At 62.8% G+C, this 17,045-nt stretch carries 12 protein-coding genes and 1 pseudogene; 5 read left to right on the forward strand and 8 right to left on the reverse strand.

Annotated elements, in window-relative coordinates; genetic code table 11:
- Positions 1–189 precede the first annotated feature (189 nt).
- The 5 genes from LKD37_RS14020 to serC form a co-directional block, all read right to left on the reverse strand.
- A complete protein-coding gene (locus LKD37_RS14020; protein WP_302929759.1) occupies positions 190–741 on the reverse strand; it encodes a DUF2284 domain-containing protein in 552 nt (183 codons plus the stop codon).
- Positions 738–3,602: a M56 family metallopeptidase gene (locus LKD37_RS14025; RefSeq protein ID WP_302929760.1), complete on the reverse strand. Its 2,865-nt coding sequence runs from the start codon at positions 3,600–3,602 to the stop codon at positions 738–740. The genes LKD37_RS14020 and LKD37_RS14025 overlap by 4 nt, the downstream gene beginning before the upstream one ends.
- A gap of 2 nt (positions 3,603–3,604) precedes the next feature.
- Positions 3,605–3,970, reverse strand: coding sequence for a BlaI/MecI/CopY family transcriptional regulator (locus tag LKD37_RS14030; RefSeq protein WP_302929761.1), 366 nt, complete (start codon positions 3,968–3,970; stop codon positions 3,605–3,607).
- Positions 3,971–4,143: 173 nt separating this feature from the next.
- Positions 4,144–5,049, reverse strand: coding sequence for a D-2-hydroxyacid dehydrogenase (locus LKD37_RS14035; protein WP_302929762.1), 906 nt, complete (start codon positions 5,047–5,049; stop codon positions 4,144–4,146).
- Positions 5,050–5,141: 92 nt separating this feature from the next.
- Positions 5,142–6,230 (reverse strand): 3-phosphoserine/phosphohydroxythreonine transaminase, encoded by a 1,089-nt coding sequence (gene serC / locus LKD37_RS14040; RefSeq protein ID WP_302929763.1) that lies wholly within the window; start codon positions 6,228–6,230, stop codon positions 5,142–5,144.
- Between the two features lie 427 nt (positions 6,231–6,657).
- On the opposite strand from serC, the gene mgtE reads away from it, so the two are divergent.
- From mgtE to LKD37_RS14065, 5 genes and pseudogenes are all read left to right on the forward strand, one after another.
- Positions 6,658–8,073 (forward strand): magnesium transporter, encoded by a 1,416-nt coding sequence (mgtE, locus tag LKD37_RS14045; RefSeq protein WP_306414492.1) that lies wholly within the window; start codon positions 6,658–6,660, stop codon positions 8,071–8,073.
- 220 nt (positions 8,074–8,293) lie between these two features.
- Complete coding sequence (locus tag LKD37_RS14050; protein WP_302929764.1) at positions 8,294–9,514, forward strand: chloride channel protein; 1,221 nt, start codon at positions 8,294–8,296, stop codon at positions 9,512–9,514.
- A gap of 99 nt (positions 9,515–9,613) precedes the next feature.
- A pseudogene (locus LKD37_RS14055) lies at positions 9,614–10,380 on the forward strand (ABC transporter ATP-binding protein).
- Entirely contained in the window at positions 10,377–12,374 is a 1,998-nt protein-coding gene (locus tag LKD37_RS14060) for an FtsX-like permease family protein (protein WP_302929765.1), read from the forward strand. Before LKD37_RS14055 ends, LKD37_RS14060 begins: the two are co-directional and overlap by 4 nt.
- Positions 12,374–12,496 carry a hypothetical protein gene (locus LKD37_RS14065; protein ID WP_302929766.1) on the forward strand — a complete coding sequence of 41 codons (123 nt, stop codon included), beginning with the start codon at positions 12,374–12,376 and terminating at the stop codon, positions 12,494–12,496. Before LKD37_RS14060 ends, LKD37_RS14065 begins: the two co-directional genes overlap by 1 nt.
- Positions 12,497–12,737: 241 nt before the next feature.
- On the opposite strand, the gene cls is transcribed toward LKD37_RS14065, so the two are convergent.
- From cls to LKD37_RS14080, 3 genes are all read right to left on the reverse strand, one after another.
- Positions 12,738–14,291 carry a cardiolipin synthase gene (gene cls / locus LKD37_RS14070; protein ID WP_302929767.1) on the reverse strand — a complete coding sequence of 518 codons (1,554 nt, stop codon included), beginning with the start codon at positions 14,289–14,291 and terminating at the stop codon, positions 12,738–12,740.
- Between the two features lie 191 nt (positions 14,292–14,482).
- Positions 14,483–15,934, reverse strand: a complete 1,452-nt coding sequence (locus tag LKD37_RS14075; RefSeq protein ID WP_302929768.1) for a nicotinate phosphoribosyltransferase — start codon at positions 15,932–15,934, stop codon at positions 14,483–14,485.
- A 94-nt stretch (positions 15,935–16,028) separates the two neighbouring features.
- Positions 16,029–16,928 (reverse strand): MBL fold metallo-hydrolase, encoded by a 900-nt coding sequence (locus LKD37_RS14080; RefSeq protein ID WP_302929769.1) that lies wholly within the window; start codon positions 16,926–16,928, stop codon positions 16,029–16,031.
- Positions 16,929–17,045: the final 117 nt, after the last annotated feature.

Genomic DNA, 17,045 nt, shown 5'->3' on the forward strand with positions numbered 1-17,045 from the left:
CCGGTATCGTGCGATACCGGCGCTTTTGCTATAGGGGGGAAGGGGGAAATCAGCGAAGTCAGGCAGACCGCCTGGCGGTCCTGCTTCGATTCAGGAGTCTCGGAGGTGACTCTGAATATAAATTCATTATACACATACAATACTGAAAAATCAACCCGAATTTTGAAAAACTTTCAAAAATTTTGTATGTCACCGCAGCACGGCGCACAGCAGCGTCAGATATCGGGGCAGCCGGTCCCGCCGGGGCCACAGCAGCTCCCAGCCCAGTTCCCCCCGGGCGGCGGCGCCCACATCGCAGCCCAGGGATTCCAGGCTGTACCCCACCGCCTGCGGATGGCGACAGGGCCGCCCCATGGGCCGGGTGCATTCCTCACACAGTGTGCACCCTCCGGTGGTCAGCACCGCCGCCCCGGGGTACTGCCGCCGCAGGGCCCGGTCCATCTGCCGGGCCTGCTCCGCCGTCAGCCGCCGGGTATATTCCGCCAGCTCCTCCGGGTCAAACCGCCGCTCCAGCATGGCCGGGGTGAAGTGGAACTGCATCCCCTCCAGCAGCACCGTGTCAAACCCCGCCCAGTAGTCCGCCGCCGGAACGTCATAGGGCGGGCACGTCCAGAACCGCCCATAGTCCGGGCAGGGTCGACACCCGGCGGCGGGGTCCGCCAGGTCCACATACCGCCTGACGAATTCCTCCGCCGGCACCTCCGCCCCGGCCTGTACAATGGTATAGCCGCTTCCGTTCATCCGTTTCCCTCTCCGATCTCATAGCCGCTGAAGTTGTACAGCGGCCCCACCCGGGTCTCGCCGTTCCTGACGGATAGCAGCAGCATCTCGCACCCGTCGGAGAGCCCCGCCTCATCCGCGCCATAGAGCAGGGTATGGAAATCCTCCGCAAAGACCCGGACGCTCTCTGCCGCCGCGCCGTGGGCCAGATGCCGGGACCGCACCAGCCGCTCCCGGCCGCCGGTCAGGCTCAGCAGCTCATAGAGCTGCTCCTCCGCCGTCCGGCCATAGCGCAGAAGCTCCCACTGCCCGCCGTTCCGGTGCAGGAACAGGGCCTCATCCCCGTTCTGTCCCACCGGGCCGGAGGACCACACCTCCGTGCCGTCATACCGCAGCACCCGGAGTCCTCCGTTCTCTGCCGCAAGGCGCTCCGCCAGTCCGTCGCCGTCCATGTCCACATAGGTTATCGCCGCCGTGCCGTCAGGCTGGGACACCCCCAGCCCCAGCAGCACAGCATACCCCGGATGGTGCGCCAGGTCCTCCGACACGGAAAAGGCTCGGGCCTTCAGCTCGTCATACCAGGTCTGCACGTCATACCCGTCATCGCCGGGATCCTCGCCCATGTCCACCAGAATATCCCGGCACACCGCCATCATGGCTGCCTGCATCCCATACCCGCCGTTATACCGGCACTCCAGCATGGTGAAGCAGTACCGCAGGGTATCCGCCCCGCCGTCCAGCATCCGCCGGTAATCCGGCAGCTGCCGCATAGCGGCCTCCACGGCCCCGGAGAAGCTGATCGCCGCCACGCTGTCGTCTCCGCTGACGCTGAGCAGCAGGCGATCCAGCTCCAGCACCCGCTCCGGCTCCAGCGGCACCGGCCGCAGCCGCAGCATCTCGAAAACTTCCCCGTCAGCCTGGTGATATTGCAGCAAATACAGCTGATCGTCCAGCCGCAGCAGCTGACGGCCATCCTCCAGCTGGAACAGCCATCGCTCCTGGTACCCGCTGATGTCCGGGCTAACCCCCTCCGGGAACCGGCTGTCCCATTCCTCCAGGCTGACGCTCTGACCGCCCTGGATGGGATACTGACTGTACTTCTCCGGGTCCAGTGCGGTGGTCAGCTGCCCGTCGGCGTTCTCCTGATACCGGGCCCAGTATTTCACGGCTTCATCCCGGAATTGCAGCAGCTCCGCCGACAGGGGAGACGGGCTGGGCATCTCCGGCGTCTGATACACGCACTCCGCCGTCAGATACGTCCCGTCCTCCGGGAATGCCAGTCCCCGCCCGACGACGCTCAGTCTCGTGGAGCCGCTTTCCGTGGGCCGCAGGGCGATCTGCCCGTCCCGGGCGTATACCAGCCAGCGCTCCTGGCCGCCCCACCGGGCCCTGGCGCACCAGATGCGGCCCACGGAGCCGGAAGCATCTCCCTCCGTCCGCATCAGGTCCACATATGCCATGCCGCCCTGCCACGCCGCCGGGGTCCAGGAAAAGTCATCTCCCTGTATCACATCCGGCCCGTCGGCGCTCTCCTTTGTCATCATCCGGTACACTCCGGGCAGCCCCATCCGCAGGGCCAGCTCCGTCCCTGCCGGAACCACCTGCACGCCCCGGGTATACTCCAGGATGGTCTGCAGCAGCTCCTCGCTGTTCACGCCGTAGAGCTTCCCCCGGTACAGCAGCATCAGCGGATACCCGCTGTCGCCGCCGTACAGAAGCTCCCGCTTTCCGGCCTTCCGCCCCATTTGCAGGCGGAAGGGCTCCCTCCCCTGGTCAAAGATATTGTATGCGTAGTTCTCCAGCAGAGGGAAGTCCTCCTCCGTCAGCCCGTTGAGCTGCTCCGCCAGCCGGGAGGTCAGCCCCGGCATTCCGGCCGGTGTCCGGGCAGAGTTCCCTTCCCGCAGATACGTCACGTTCAGCCCCCCAGCCGTCACCCGGCTGGCCCACCCATAGGGGGTCCGGTCCCTGGGGTTGGTCAGCAGGCAGACCGCCGCCGCAGCGCACACCACCACAGCAGCCGCCGTCACCCACACGGCAGGCTTTTTATACCGCAGAGCCCGGCGGATGCGCCCCTTGACGCAGATCTCGCCGAAGGCCACCGGACACGCCGTCACCGCCCGCCGGGGTCCGGCGCAATTCAGAAGCGCCTGGGAATACGCCCGCTTGTCCGGCTCCTCCAGGTCCCGCAGCACCGCCTCGTCACAGGCGTATTCCATATCCCGGCACAGCAGGATATACGCCGCCCACAGCAGTGGGTTGAACCAGTACACCGCCAGCAGCAGAAACGCCAGGGGCTTCACCCAGTGGTCCCGGTGCCGGATGTGGGTCCGCTCATGAGCCAGCACATAGTCCCGGCTTCCCCGGTCCAGGCCGAAGGGCAGATAGATGCGGGGCCGGATAAACCCCAGCACAAAGGGAGACGGGGCCTGTTCGCTTTCCCACACGCCGTCCTCCAGCCGCACCGCCATCCGCAGCCGCACCCGCAGCCGCACATAGCTGCCTGCCAGATACAGCGCCATGGCCGCCATGCCCACAAGCCACACCACCGCGGCGATGTGGCCCAGGCTCTGCCCCGTCCGGGCCGCCGTCTCCGCTGCCGCCGCACCGGCGGGACTGCCGACGGCGGGAAGCCCGCCGGATACCGCTGTTCCCGCCGCCGTCAGCACGTCTCCGGAGATAGGCTCCGTGGTGGGCACCAGGCTGACGCCGGCCCGGGGCAGCAGGTCCCCCGGCCACAGCAGCCGCACCGCCACAATGGCCCACAGGCCATAGTGCGCCGCCCGGGGCGCTTTTTTCAGCACCACCCGCAGCACCATCACCAGCAGCACCAGCCACCCGGCGGTAACCGCCCGGTTCAGAATGGTCAGAAAAAGCTGTTCCATGGTCAGTTCTCCTTTTCGCTGTCGTCAATAAGCTGCTGCAGCTGCCGGACCTCCTTTTCTGAAAGCCGCCGCCCCCGGGCAAAGGCCGCCACAAAGGCGGGCAGGGAGCCCTCAAAGGTCTTGTCCACCAGCTGGTCGATCTGGCTCTGCTGCACCTGCTCCTTCGTGACCAGACTGGTCACCACGGCGTTTTCATTTTTCACCACGCCCCGCTGGCTCAGCCGCCGGATCACGGTATAGGTGGTGGCCTTGGACCAGCCCAGCTGCTCCTGGCACAGGTGCACCAGCCGGGTGCTGTTCACCGGCTCGTGCTCCCATAGGATCAGGCAGAACCGGTACTCACTTTCAAATATCTGGGGTACGCTCATGTTACGCTCCTCCTTTCAGGTTGAATCTGTTAAACCCTACAACAAGTTTAACAGATTCAACCTCTCCTGTCAAGGCTTTCTGCAAAAATACAGCGCCGCCCTACAGAAAAACAGGGACGCCCGAGGGCGTCCCTGTTCCGGACTCAATATGGGTAGGTTCTCTTTCGGAAAACTTACATAGCGGCGATGATCTCCACGATCTCCTGGCCAATGCGCTTCTGAGCCTCCACGGTGGCGGCGCCGATGTGGGGGGTGCAGGACACCACGGGATGGCTGTACAGAGCCACGTTGCTGGCGGGCTCGTCGGCGTACACGTCCAGACCGGCGGCGCGGACCTTGCCGGACTCTAGAGCGGCCAGCAGGGCGGCCTCGTCCACGTTGGTGCCGCGGGAGGTGTTGATGACCACCACGCCATCCTTCATCTTGGCGATGTTCTCGGCGGAGATCAGAGCGCCGCCGTCCACAGCGGGAGCGTGGACAGAGATGAAGTCGGACTGGGCCAGCAGCTCATCCATCTCCACATAGGGGATGCCCAGCTGCTCGGAGATCACGGGCACCTGATAGATATCAAAGGCGATGACCTTCATGCCGATGGCCTTGGCCATCACGCCCAGGTGCTGGCCGATGCGGCCGAAGCCCACGATGCCCAGGGTCTTGCCCTGCAGCTCGATGCCCTTGCCATAGGCCTTCTTCTCCCACTTGCCCTCGCGCATGGTGTGACCGGCGATGGACAGATACCGGGCGCAGGCAAACATATGACCCATGGCCAGCTCGGCCACGGACTGGGAGGAAGCGCGGGGGGTGTTCTTCACGGTGATGCCGTTCTCCTCGGCATACTTCACGTCGATGTTGTCCACACCCACGCCGCCGCGGATGATCATCTTCAGCTGGCCGCCCTTGGCCGCGTCAATGTGCTCCTTGCGGACCTTGGTCTTGGAACGGACCACGGCCACGTCAAACCCGCGCAGAGCCTCGCCCAGCTGATCGGGCTCATAGAACTGCTCCACTACCTCATGGCCCTGCTCCCGCAGCTGCGCCATAGCGGTCTTGTCCATACCGTCAGTAACCAGAATACGCATCGTAATAATCTCCTTCCATAATACGAAATGTTGTCGAATTTCGGGGGGCAGGGGAGAACCCTGTCCCCCGGCTGGTGCAGATTTTGCGTCTTTTACTTGTGCTCGGCCTCGAACTTGGTCAAAAAGTCCACCAGGGCCTGTGCGCCTTCGATGGGCATGGCGTTGTACACGGAGGCCCGCAGACCGCCCACAGACTTGTGGCCCTTCAGGTTGTCGAACCCGGCCTCCTTGGAGGCGGCCACCACGGCGGCGTCCAGCTCCTTGTCGCCGGTGACGAAGGGGATGTTCATCAGGCTGCGGTCCTGGGGCACCACGGCGCCCTTGAACAGCTTGGAGGAATCCAGGAAGTCATAGATGACCTGGGCCTTGGCGATGTTGCGCTTCTCCATCTCCTCCAGGCCGCCGATGCTCAGCAGATACTTGAACACCTTGCCGCAGCAGTAGATGGCCCAGCAGTTGGGGGTGTTGTACATACTGTCGTTGTCGGCATGGGTCTTATACTTCATGTAAATGGGGGTCTTGGGATCCAGGTCGTCCCGGATCAGATCCTCCCGGATGATGACCACGGCCATGCCGGCGGGGCCCACGTTCTTCTGCACACCGGCCCAGATCAGGCCGTAATCGGCCACGTTGCAGGGCCGGGACAGGAACATGGAGGACTGGTCGGACACCAGAATGTGGCCCTTGGTGTTGGGCAGCTTATTCCAGGTGGTGCCGTTGATGGTCTCGTTCTCGCAGATGTAGACATAGTCGGCATCCTCGGGGATGTCCAGATCGGAGCAGTCGGGGATGTAGGAGAAGTTCTTGTCGGCGGAGGAGGCAACCACCTGCACCTCGCCATACTTCTTGGCCTCGGCAATGGCCTTCTTGGACCACGCGCCGGTCTCCACATAGCAGGCCTTGCCGTTCTTCATCAGGTTCATGGCCACCATGGCAAACTGCAGGGTGCCGCCGCCCTGGATGAACAGGACCTTGTAGTTATCGGGGATGTTCATCAGCTTGCGCAGGTCGGCCTGGGCCTCGTCGGCGATCTGCTGGAACACCTTGGAGCGGTGGCTCATTTCCATGACGCACATGCCGCTGCCCCGATAGTTCATCATCTCGTCGCGGATCTCCTCCAGAACAGGCTCCGGCATCATGGCAGGACCTGCGGAGAAATTGAAAGTACGACCGTATTTCATCTTGCTTTTCCTCCTGATTGTTGTAATAGGTGATAGCACTTGGGATCTTTTTGCTTCCATCTCATAGTATACGGCAAATGTTCTCCGGAATCAACAGGGAAAATCATAGAAAATCAGCTTCCCTGAAAATTTTTCAGCTTCTCAGAAAAAACGAGAGAAAGGGGAGAGGCGGCAGCGTCCGGTCCCGGGTTGACAGGACCGCGCGACAGTGGTATCATGACAAAGCAATCGACTTTTATTCCAGAAAGAGGTGAGCAAAGTGAGCTTAGGTGACAGTTACGGGCGAAGTATTCAATGTGCCGCTGTGTCCGGCGCTTGCTTTGCGTCGGCTCGTACAGGTAAATAAAGGCCGGATATGACAGCACATTGCCCGGCTTCACTTTCAATTAGGAACACGATGCGATTTTAATTGAAAGGCGGTAATACCATGGCAATGTTCAACGAAGACAAGAACCTCAAAAGCGGAGGCTGCGCGGATGAGATCGCGGCGCTGATAAGGGATGACCTTTCGCCGAAGATGATCCAGGAGCAGCTGGAGAACTATCATAACAGCGATATTGCCAAGTCCATGGAGCAGATGGACCGGCTTGGAAGGATGCGGCTGATCCGCTCCATTGAGCCGGACAAGCTGGCCGGTATTTTCAAGTATGTCGAGCCCCAGGAGGCGGCTGCCTTCCTGAAGGACATCGACACGGAAAGAGCTGTTTTCATTCTGGAAAAGATTGACCCGGATGCTGCGGCGGACATTCTGCGGGAACTGCCCGGCAGCGACAGGTCAGCGATGATCGGGCTGCTCAACGGAGCGCTTCGGAAAAAGATTGAGCTGCTGGTGTCGTTTGACGAGGACGAGATCGGCAGCAGAATGAGCGCCAATTTCATTTCGCTGGATTCGGAAATGACGGTGGGCCAGGCCACCCGGGCGCTTATGGACCAGGCGAAGGAAAACGATAATATCCAAATGCTCTTTGTGACGGCGGAAAACGGCTTTTTCTGCGGCACGGTGGAGCTGCGCGCTCTGCTTATTGCGGAAAAGAACGCGGCTATCGCGCCCCTTATCCAGCACAGGTTCCCGTATGTCTACTGCAGCGAGCGCACGGAGGACTGTATCGAGCGGCTGAAAAGCTACTCGGAAAGCGCCATTCCCGTGCTGGATGCCTCCAACTGCATTCTCGGCGTCATCACCCTGAGGGACCTGGTGGAAGCGGTGGACGACGAGATGAGCGACGACTATGCGAAGCTGGGCGGCCTTTCCGCGGAGGAGGATCTGCACGAGCCGCTGCGGGCAAGCCTGAAAAAGCGGATGCCCTGGCTGCTGGTGCTGCTGGTGCTGGGAATGGTTGTTTCAGGCGTTGTGGGCGCATTCGAGAAGGTCGTGTCCCGGCTGACGATCATTATGGCGTTCCAGTCGCTGATCCTGGATATGGCGGGAAATGTGGGAACGCAGTCGCTGGCTGTCACCATCCGTGTGCTGATGGACAAGGAGATCACCGCCCGGAAAAAGCTGGGCCTCGTCTGCAAGGAGATGCGGGTGGGGCTGTTCAGCGGGCTGATTCTGGGCAGTCTTTCCGTGCTGTTTGTGGGCGCTTACATCATGCTGGGCAAGGGATATCCCGCCCAATATGCGTTTGCGGTTTCGGTGTGCATCGGCGCGGCGCTTCTGCTGGCCATGTTTATCTCCAGCGCCGTGGGAACGCTGATTCCCATGTTTTTCAAGCGAATCGGGGTGGACCCTGCCGTGGCCTCCGGGCCGCTGATTACCACCGTGAACGATCTGGTGGCTGTGGTCACCTACTATGGGCTCAGCTGGCTTCTGCTTCTCCAGGTGCTTCATCTGGGCAGCTGAAGCAAAATGAAACAGGACGGGGGCTTTGCTTTTCGGGAGGCAGGCCCCTGTTTTTGCGGAAACAGGGAATGGCTGATATGCCGGATTGACACCAAACCATAAAGATGCTATAAAGAGACTGTCGAAAAAAGCTGGCTATAAAAGGAAGAAGATTTTTTGGGGGAACGGGCGGAAAGGACGGCGGCAAGCGGTGGATAAGTGGAAAAAGACCATAATGCATATGGGAGCATACCCGGCGGCGCTGGGAAAATGGGTGCTGCTGGGCGGCATCATCGGTGTGGCCGGCGGCGTGATCGGCTCCCTGTTTCATATCGGCGTCAATTACGCCACGGCCATCCGGGGGGCGCACCCCTGGATTCTGTACCTGCTGCCGGTGGGGGGCCTTGCCATCGTGGGGCTTTACAAGCTCTGCCATCTGGAGGGCAAGGGCACCAACGCCATCATTGAGTCCGTTCACTTCGGCGAAAGCGTCCCCATTCTGCTGGTGCCGGTGATCTTCGTGTCCACCGTCATTACCCACCTGTGCGGCGGCAGCGCCGGCCGGGAGGGTGCGGCCCTTCAGATCGGCGGCGGCCTGGGCTTCCAGGCGGGCAAGCTCCTGCGCCTGGGGGAAAAGGACCTGCCCCTTGCCACCCTGTGCGGCATGAGCGGCGTGTTCGCCGCCCTGTTCGGCACGCCCCTCACCGCCACGGTGTTCGCCCTGGAGGTCATCAGCGTGGGGGTTTTGTACTATGCGGGCCTGGTGCCCTGCATCACCGCCGCCATGGCGGCCTTCGGCGTGTCCACCCTGATGGGGGTGGAGCCCACCCGGTTCGCGGTGGCCATGCCCCCTGTGACGCTGGAGACCATGGTGCCGGTGGTGGCCCTGGCCATTCTGTGCGCCGTGGTCAGCATCCTGTTCTGCAAGGGGCTTCACTGGACGGAGCGCCTGCTGGACCGGGGGTTCAGAAGCCCCTGGGTCCGGGTGCTGGCAGGCTCTGTCCTGCTGATCGGCATGAGCCTTCTGACAAACGGCGACTACAACGGCGCGGGCATGGACGTCATCGCCCGGGCCCTGGCGGGGGAGGCCAATGGCTGGGCGTGGCTGCTGAAGATCCTGTTCACCGCCGTCACCATCGGCTGCGGCTTCAAGGGCGGCGAGGTGGTGCCGTCGTTCTTCGTGGGGGCTGCCTTCGGCTGCTTCATGGGGGGCCTGCTGGGCCTGCCCGCCGGGTTCGGCGGGGCCATCGGCCTGGTGGCGGTGTTCTGCGGGGCGGTGAACTGCCCGGTGGCCTCGGTGCTGCTGAGCGTGGAGCTGTTCGGCTCCGCCGGTGCGCCGTATTTTGCCGTGGCCTGCGCCCTGAGCTATCTCCTCTCCGGCTACTGCGGCCTGTACAGCAGCCAGACCATCCTCTATTCCAAGCTCCGTGCGGAGTTCATCAACGTCCGCACCCACGAGTGACAAAAATGTAAGCTCAGACCGGGGAAATGTAAGCCCATTCGATGGCGGCGCATTTCCCCGGCCTGCTATAATAGGCCCTGTCAATAAGGAGGCATCAATATGCAGATTCTGAATGTAACGGGCCTGAAAAAGGTCTATACCACCCGCTTCGGCGGCAGCCAGGTCACGGCCCTGCGGCAGGTGGACTTCTCCGTGGAGGAGGGCGAATACGTGGCCATTATGGGCGAGTCCGGCTCCGGCAAGACCACCCTGCTGAACATCCTGGCGGCTCTGGATAAGCCCACCGCCGGCCGGGTGGAGCTGGACGGCCGGGACATGTCCGCCGTCCGGGAGTCCGACGCCGCGGCCTTCCGCCGGGACAACCTGGGCTTCGTGTTCCAGGAGTTCAACCTGCTGGACACCTTCACCCTGCGGGACAACATCTCTACCTGCCCCTGGTGCTGGCCGGGCGGCCCTATCGGGAGCTGAAGGCCCGGCTGGACCCCATCGCCCGCCAGCTGGGCATCCTGGAGCTGCTGGACAAGTATCCCTACGAGGTGTCCGGCGGCCAGAAGCAGCGGGCCGCCGTGGCCCGGGCGCTGATCACCCATCCCCGGCTGATCCTGGCTGATGAGCCCACCGGCGCTCTGGACAGCCGCTCCACCGACGAGCTGCTGGACCTGTTCGCCCAGATCAACCGCCAGGGGCAGACCATCCTCATGGTCACCCACTCCGTCAAGGCCGCCAGCCACGCCGGGCGGGTGCTGTTCATCAAGGACGGCCAGGTGTTCCACCAGCTGTACCGCGGCCAGTGCACCGACGAGCAGCTGTACCAGAAGATCGCGGACACCCTGACCATGCTCCAGGCAGGCGGTGACCGGGCATGAAGCTGTACCGTCATCTGGCCTGGGACGGCATCCGGAAAAACAGCCGCCTCTACGTACCGTATCTGCTGACCGGCGTGGGCGCCGTGTCGTTTTTCTACATTCTTGTGGCCCTGTCCCGGCTGCCGGAGGGAACGCTGCCCGGCAGCGGCTCCGTGCAGGTGATCCTGAATCTGGGCAGCTTTGTGCTGTGGGTGTTTTCTCTGCTGCTGCTGTTTTACACCCATTCCTTCCTGATCCGCCGCCGGAACCGGGAGTTTGCCCTGTATAACGTCCTGGGCATGGGCAAGCGGGACATCGCTCGGATCCTCTGCTGGGAGACCCTGCTCTCCGGCGGCATCTCCCTGGCCGGGGGCCTGGCCCTGGGCATCCTGCTGGGCAAGCTGGCGGAGCTGGGCCTGCTGCGGATGGTGGGCGCGGCCACGGACATGGTGTACCGGGTGTCCGCCGGGGGCCTGCTCCTGACCCTGGGGCTTTACGCCGGCATTTTCCTGCTGATCCTGATCTCATCCCTGGTGCGGGTGGGCCGCTCCACCGCCGTGCAGCTGATGCGCAGCCAGGCGGAGGGGGAGAAGCCGCCCCGGGCCAACTGGGCCCTGGCGGTGCTGGGCATCCTGCTGCTGGCCGGGGCCTATTACCTGGCCGTCACCATCCGGGAGCCGCTGGCGGCCCTGACCTGGTTCTTCGCCGCCGTGCTGATGGTGATCCTGGCCACCTATCTGCTGTTCATCTCCGGCTCCGTGGCCCTGTGCCGCCTGCTGCAGAAGAACCCCCGGTTTTACTATCAGAAGCGGCATTTCGTGTCCGTTTCCTCCCTGGTCTACCGCATGAAGCGCAACGGCGCGGGTCTTGCCTCCATCTGCATCCTGGGCACTATGGTGCTGGTGATGCTCTCCTCCACCACCTGCCTGTATTTCGGCGCGGAGGACTCCCTGCACACCCGCTATCCCCGGGATGAAAACATCACCGCCTACTTCCCGGACCGGGCCAGCCAGTCCGGGGACCTGACGCCTCTGCGCACCGCCGTGGCGGACGCCGTCCGCCGCAGCGGTATGTCCGCCGCCAATGTTTGGGAGTACCGCTCCGTGTCCTCGGTGATGACCCTCCGGGACGGGGTGCTCTCCCCGAATGAGGGCTTCGGCAATCCCGTGGATGTGACCCTGATCCCCCTGGCGGATTACAACGCCGCCATGGGCACGGACCTGACCCTGCCCCAGGGGCAGGTGTACGTCTGCCGCAGCCGGACCGGCTATCAGGGGACCTCCCTGACCCTTCAGAACGGCCCCACCTGGCAGGTGGCGGGCCTGCTGGATAACTTTTCTCCTTCCGGCAGCGACTCCGCCAGCGTCGTCACCCAGCTGTGGCTCATCGTCCCGGACCTCTCCGCCGCAGACGCCCTGGAGCAGGTGATGAACCGGGCCAATATGGGCGTGTCCCGCACCTGGTACTATGGCTTTGACCTGGACCGCCAGCTTCCCGACGCCGCGGACCCCGTGGCCGAGGCCATCCGCCGCACGGCCCAGGACGGCGGCCTGATGGAAAACGGCGTGCTGGGCGTGGAGTCCCTGGCGGAAAATCGCGGAGATTTCTACGGGTCCTACGGAAGCCTGTTCTTCCTGGGCATCCTCCTCAGCGTGGGCTTCTCCCTGGCGGCGGTGCTGATCATCTATTATAAGCAGATCTCCGAGGGCTACGAGGACCAGGCCCGCTTCGACATCATGCAGAAGGTGGGCATGACCCGCCGGGACATCCGCTCCAGCATCAACAGCCAGCTGCTGCTGGTGTTCTTCCTGCCGCTGCTGCTGGCGGGACTGCACCTGGCCTTCGCCTTCCCCTTTGTCCATAAGCTGCTGCTTCTGTTCAACCTCTGGAACACCCGCCTGCTGGTGGGCACCACCGCCGCCAGCTTCCTGGCCTTTGCCGTGCTGTACACCCTGGTGTACCGGATTACCTCCAACGCCTATTACCACATCGTCAGCGGGGGAGGGGAGCGGTAATGCGCCGGTTTGCCTACCGGGCGGTGCTGTGGTGCGGCGGAGCGGTGACGGTGGCCCTGGCCGCTGCGGCCGCCCTGACCGTGTCCCTCACCGACCGTCTCCTGCACACGCTGGAGCCATAAAGCATAAAAAGAGACCGTATTCGGAAGAATACGGTCTCTTTTGAGTCTGTTGTAAAAGCCTCGCAGAGTTTGCCGCCCGCAGGCGGCAAATCAAATGCAATCCGTTTTTTGCGGCGGCGTGTACGCCGCAAAAAACACTTTACACGGAGCGCGTGTCGAAGGGGACGACTGCGGCGGCCCGTGAGGCACGAAGCGCAGTGCAGCCTTCTCGAAAAAGCGGCCTGCCGCTTTTTCGAAAGAATTACATCCACATGGCGAAGGGCCGCAGCAGGCCCCCCAGCACCCGGTGCAGCAGGGGGCGGTGCTCCCAGTCGGACCGGGTCACCTGCCGGGACTTTTCCATAATGCCGTCCATGTCCTCCAGCAGGGTCTCCAGGGCCGGCGCGCCGTACAGCAGGGTGCCGCACTCGAAGTGCAGCTGGAAGCTGCGGTAGTCCATGTTCACGGACCCCACAAAGGCCGCCTCCCGGTCCGCCAGAACGGTTTTCCCGTGCAGCAGCCCCGGCGTGAACCGATAGATCTTCACCCCGTGGTCCAGCAGCTCCCCGAAATAGCTCTCCGCCACCATGAAGGCGAATTTGTGGTCCGGGATGCCCGGCATCATCAGCCGCACGTCCACCCCGCTGCCGGCGGCCATGCACAGGGCCTTCTCCATGGACTCGTCAATGGCCAGATAGGGGGAGGTGATATACACCATGTGCTTGGCCCCGCCGATCAGCTGCAAAAACGCATCCTCGGCGGAGGACACCGGGTTGCTGTCCGGCCCGTCCACAAAGGGCTGCACAAAGCCCTGGCCCGGGGCGTCGCCGTGGGGCCGGTAATAGTCGTACTCCTGGTGCATGGCGCCGCCCATGCGCTCCCACATATAGATGAACTCCCGGGTCAGGGTCCAGGCCCCCTGGCCCTCCAGCCGGATGCCGTCGTCCTTCCAATAGCCGAACCGCTCCATCAGGTTGGCGTATTCGTCGGCAATATTGGCCCCGCCGGTATAGGCGGTGTCCCCGTCGATGCAGGCGATCTTCCGGTGGTCCCGATAGTTGAAGTACAGCCGGTTCACGTAGTGGTGCACCGGGTTGAAGATCAGCACCTCCGCCCCTATGCGCCGCAGCTCCTCCACGGCCTCCTCGGGCATGCGCATCATGCTGCCGAAGTCGTCGAACAGCACCTTGATCTCCACGCCCTGTCCGGCCTTCCGCCGGAAAATATCCATCAGCCGGTCCCACAGCTGCCCCTCGGCCATGATGTAAAACTCCATGAAAATGAAGTGCTCCGCCTGCTCCATGCGCTCCAGCAGGTCCTCCAGATACGCCTCGCCGGTGGGCAGATACACGGCCCCGGTGCCGGTGTACAGGGGGAAGCCCTGCCGGTCCAGATACGCCGCCAGGCGGCCCCATTCCGGGTGCTCCCGCCGCAGGTGCTCCACCTGCAGGCGGCTATGCTCCTGCCGGGCGTCGGACTCCCGGGGCCGGGGCAGTTTTTGCAGGTCCAGCCGCTTCTGGGGGTGATCTCCGTTCCACAGCCAGTACAGGATCAGGCCCACCACCGGCACCGTCAGGATCAGCAGGGTCCAGCCCAGCTTGTATGAGCCGCCGCCGGGGCGGCTGTTGATGCGAAAGACGTAGGCCAGGGCCACCAGCTCCAGCAGGGTATAGGCGATGGCCATTCTCTGCCGCAGCAGGTCATTGAGCACCAGCACCAGCGCGATCTGGGCCAGCAGCAGCACCGCCACCAGCACCAGCCGCAGGGCCGCCGATATGCGCCGCTCGGTTTTTTGCTGTACATGTGGTTTCTTCAACGGAAATCCTTCCTCCTTTCCCGCTGCCCCCGCCGCTCATCGGCGGTGTATGGGTATCTAAGGGTGTCTGTTTTGCGGCCCGCTGAGGGCAGCGAGCTCTACAGCCTTGGCTCTCCCTCTGGGAGAGCTGTCGGCGCAGCCGACTGAGAGGGCCTGTAGGGGCGGACGACTCTGTCCGCCCTTATCCTCCGTCACCGCTGGGACGAACGCAGAAGCTCCTGCTGAATGTCCCACAGCTTCCGGGACAGGTCCACCACATACTTGTGGGGGTTGTCGAAGCGCTTCACCTCGTCCCACAGGGTGTCCACCTGCTGGCGGCAATAGGCCTGGATCTCCGGCAGGGTGGGGCTGTCATACACCCGCTTGCCCTTCAGGAACACCGGCACCAGCAGCTCCCGGGCGGTGAAATTGTACACGGTTTTCTTCTTCCAGGTGGCCATGGGGTCGAAGATCTCCAGGTCCTGGGTGTCGTCCACCTGCTCGTCGTGCAGGGTGATCAGGTCGGCGATGGCCTTGCCGGTGTCCCGGCCATAGAAGCGGTACACCTTCTTGAAATGGGGAATGGTGATCTTCTCCACGTTTTCGCTGACCTTGATCTTGGGGATGATGTTTCCTTCATCGTCCTCCACCGCCGCCAGCTTGTATACGCCGCCGAACACCGGCTCGGACCGGGCGGTGATCATCCGCTCGCCCACGCCGAACATATCGATCTGTGCCCCCTGCATAAACAGGTCCTGGATCAGATACTCGTCCAGGGAGTTGGACACGCTGATCTTGCACTCGGTCCACCCGGCATCGTCCAGCATCTTCCGGGCCTTCCGGGTCAGGTAGGCCATGTCGCCGGAGTCCAGCCGGATGCCGCACTTGGTGATGCCCTTGGGCTTGAGCACCTCGTTGAAGGCCCGGATGGCGTTGGGAATGCCGGATTTCAGGGTGTTGTAGGTATCCACCAGCAGGGTGGCGTTGGTGGGATAAATTTCGCAGTACGTCTTGAAGGCCTCGTATTCCGAGTCAAACATCTGCACCCAGGCGTGGGCCATGGTGCCTCCGGCGGGCACGCCGTACAGCTGGTCGGAGATGGTGCAGGCGGTTCCAGCACAGCCGCCGATATAGGCCGCCCGCGCGCCGGTGATGGCGGCGTCGGAGCCCTGGGCCCGGCGGGAGCCGAACTCCAGCACCGTCCGGCCCCGTGCGGCCCGGGTGATGCGGTTGGCTTTAGTGGCAATGAGGCTCTGGTGGTTCACGGTCAGCAGGGTGAAGGTCTCAATGAGCTGGGCCTCGATGGCCGGGGCCCGGACCACCACCAGCGGCTCCTTGGGGAACACCGGGGTTCCCTCCGGCACGGCGTAGATGTCGCCGGTGAACCGGAAGTTCGCCAGATACTCCAGAAATTCCTCGCAGAACAGGTTCCGCCCACGGAGATACGCAATGTCCTCCGGGGTGAAGTGCAGGTCCTCGATGTAACGGATCAGCTGTTCCAGACCGGCGGCAATGGCGAAGCCGCCCTTATCCGGCACCCGGCGGAAGAACACGTCAAAATACGTGATCTTGTCCTTGAAGCCGTTTTCAAAGTATCCGTTGCCCATGGTCAGCTCGTAAAAGTCGCAGAGCATGGTCATGTTCAGCTTTTCTCCAATGTTCATCCTCAAATACCTCAAATTTTCATTATACTTGCGGGGTATCTGTCCATTATAGACCGTTTTCGCAACATATGCAACGTATTATTTTACAATCATTTTACTTTTCCCGGTGAAAATAGTGCTTGGCGCAGAATTCCCGCCGCACCTCCACCTTCCCCTCGTCCGTCAGCCAGTCCACGAAGTTGGCAAAATTCCGCTCCACGATGCTGAACTTGAACTCGTTCCGGGTGCGGACGTTCTCCCGCTGGCAGAAGGCGTAGATCCACTGGTCAAAGGACATGCCGTCCTCCAGGTCCTCCAGAAGCTCCCGGCCCTTGTCATGGATGAAGGCGATGTTCCGGTCGATCAGGGGGCCGATGTCCGTCAGCACCTGCTTGTGGGCGATGATGTACGCCGGGCGCCGGAGATTCCGCAGGCTCTCCTTGCTCTCCAGGTCCCGGGCGATGAACATGCTGGTGGGGAGCTTGGCGGCGGCGATCTGCTCCTCGTCAATCAGGCAGTCCCCCAGATAGGCAACCCCGTCCGGGGTGACGACGCCGATGTGCCCGGCGGAGTGGCCCGGCAGCTGCAGGATGCCGAACCTGGCCCCGCAGAAGTCCAGATGCTCCGCATCGGCGGGGATGATCACGTCCGCCGGAAAGCACTCCTCCAGCAGATACTCCCGGCTTTTGCCGTAGGTCAGGGCCACATAGTTGGCCCGGTACGCATCGGGATTCACGGAGATGCCCGCCTCGATGATCTGGGCCGCCGCCAGGCAGCCGTACCGCTGCTGCAAGTACCGGACGTTGCCCGTGTGGTCAAAGTGCGCGTGGGAGCAGATGATTCCCCGCAGTCGGAACCCGTTGCCCTCTATGAGGTTCACCAGGGCGCTGCGGTCCAGCCGGGCATAGCCCGTGTCCATCAGTACAATGTCCGTGTCCGTCAGCTTATATACCGGCATCAGCGCCGTGGCCCCCACCGCCGCATAGGTGTTCCCATAAACGTGGCGCAGCTCCATAGCCCCGCCTCCTTTGTATATATTTTGCATTATGACCCGCTTGTCAAAAAAGCCTCGCAGAGTTTGCCGCCCGCAGGCGGCAAATAAAATGGAATCATTTTTTGCCGGGGCGTGTAC

Source organism: Brotocaccenecus cirricatena (assembly GCF_020687045.1).
GTDB lineage: Bacteria > Bacillota > Clostridia > Oscillospirales > Oscillospiraceae > Vescimonas > Vescimonas cirricatena.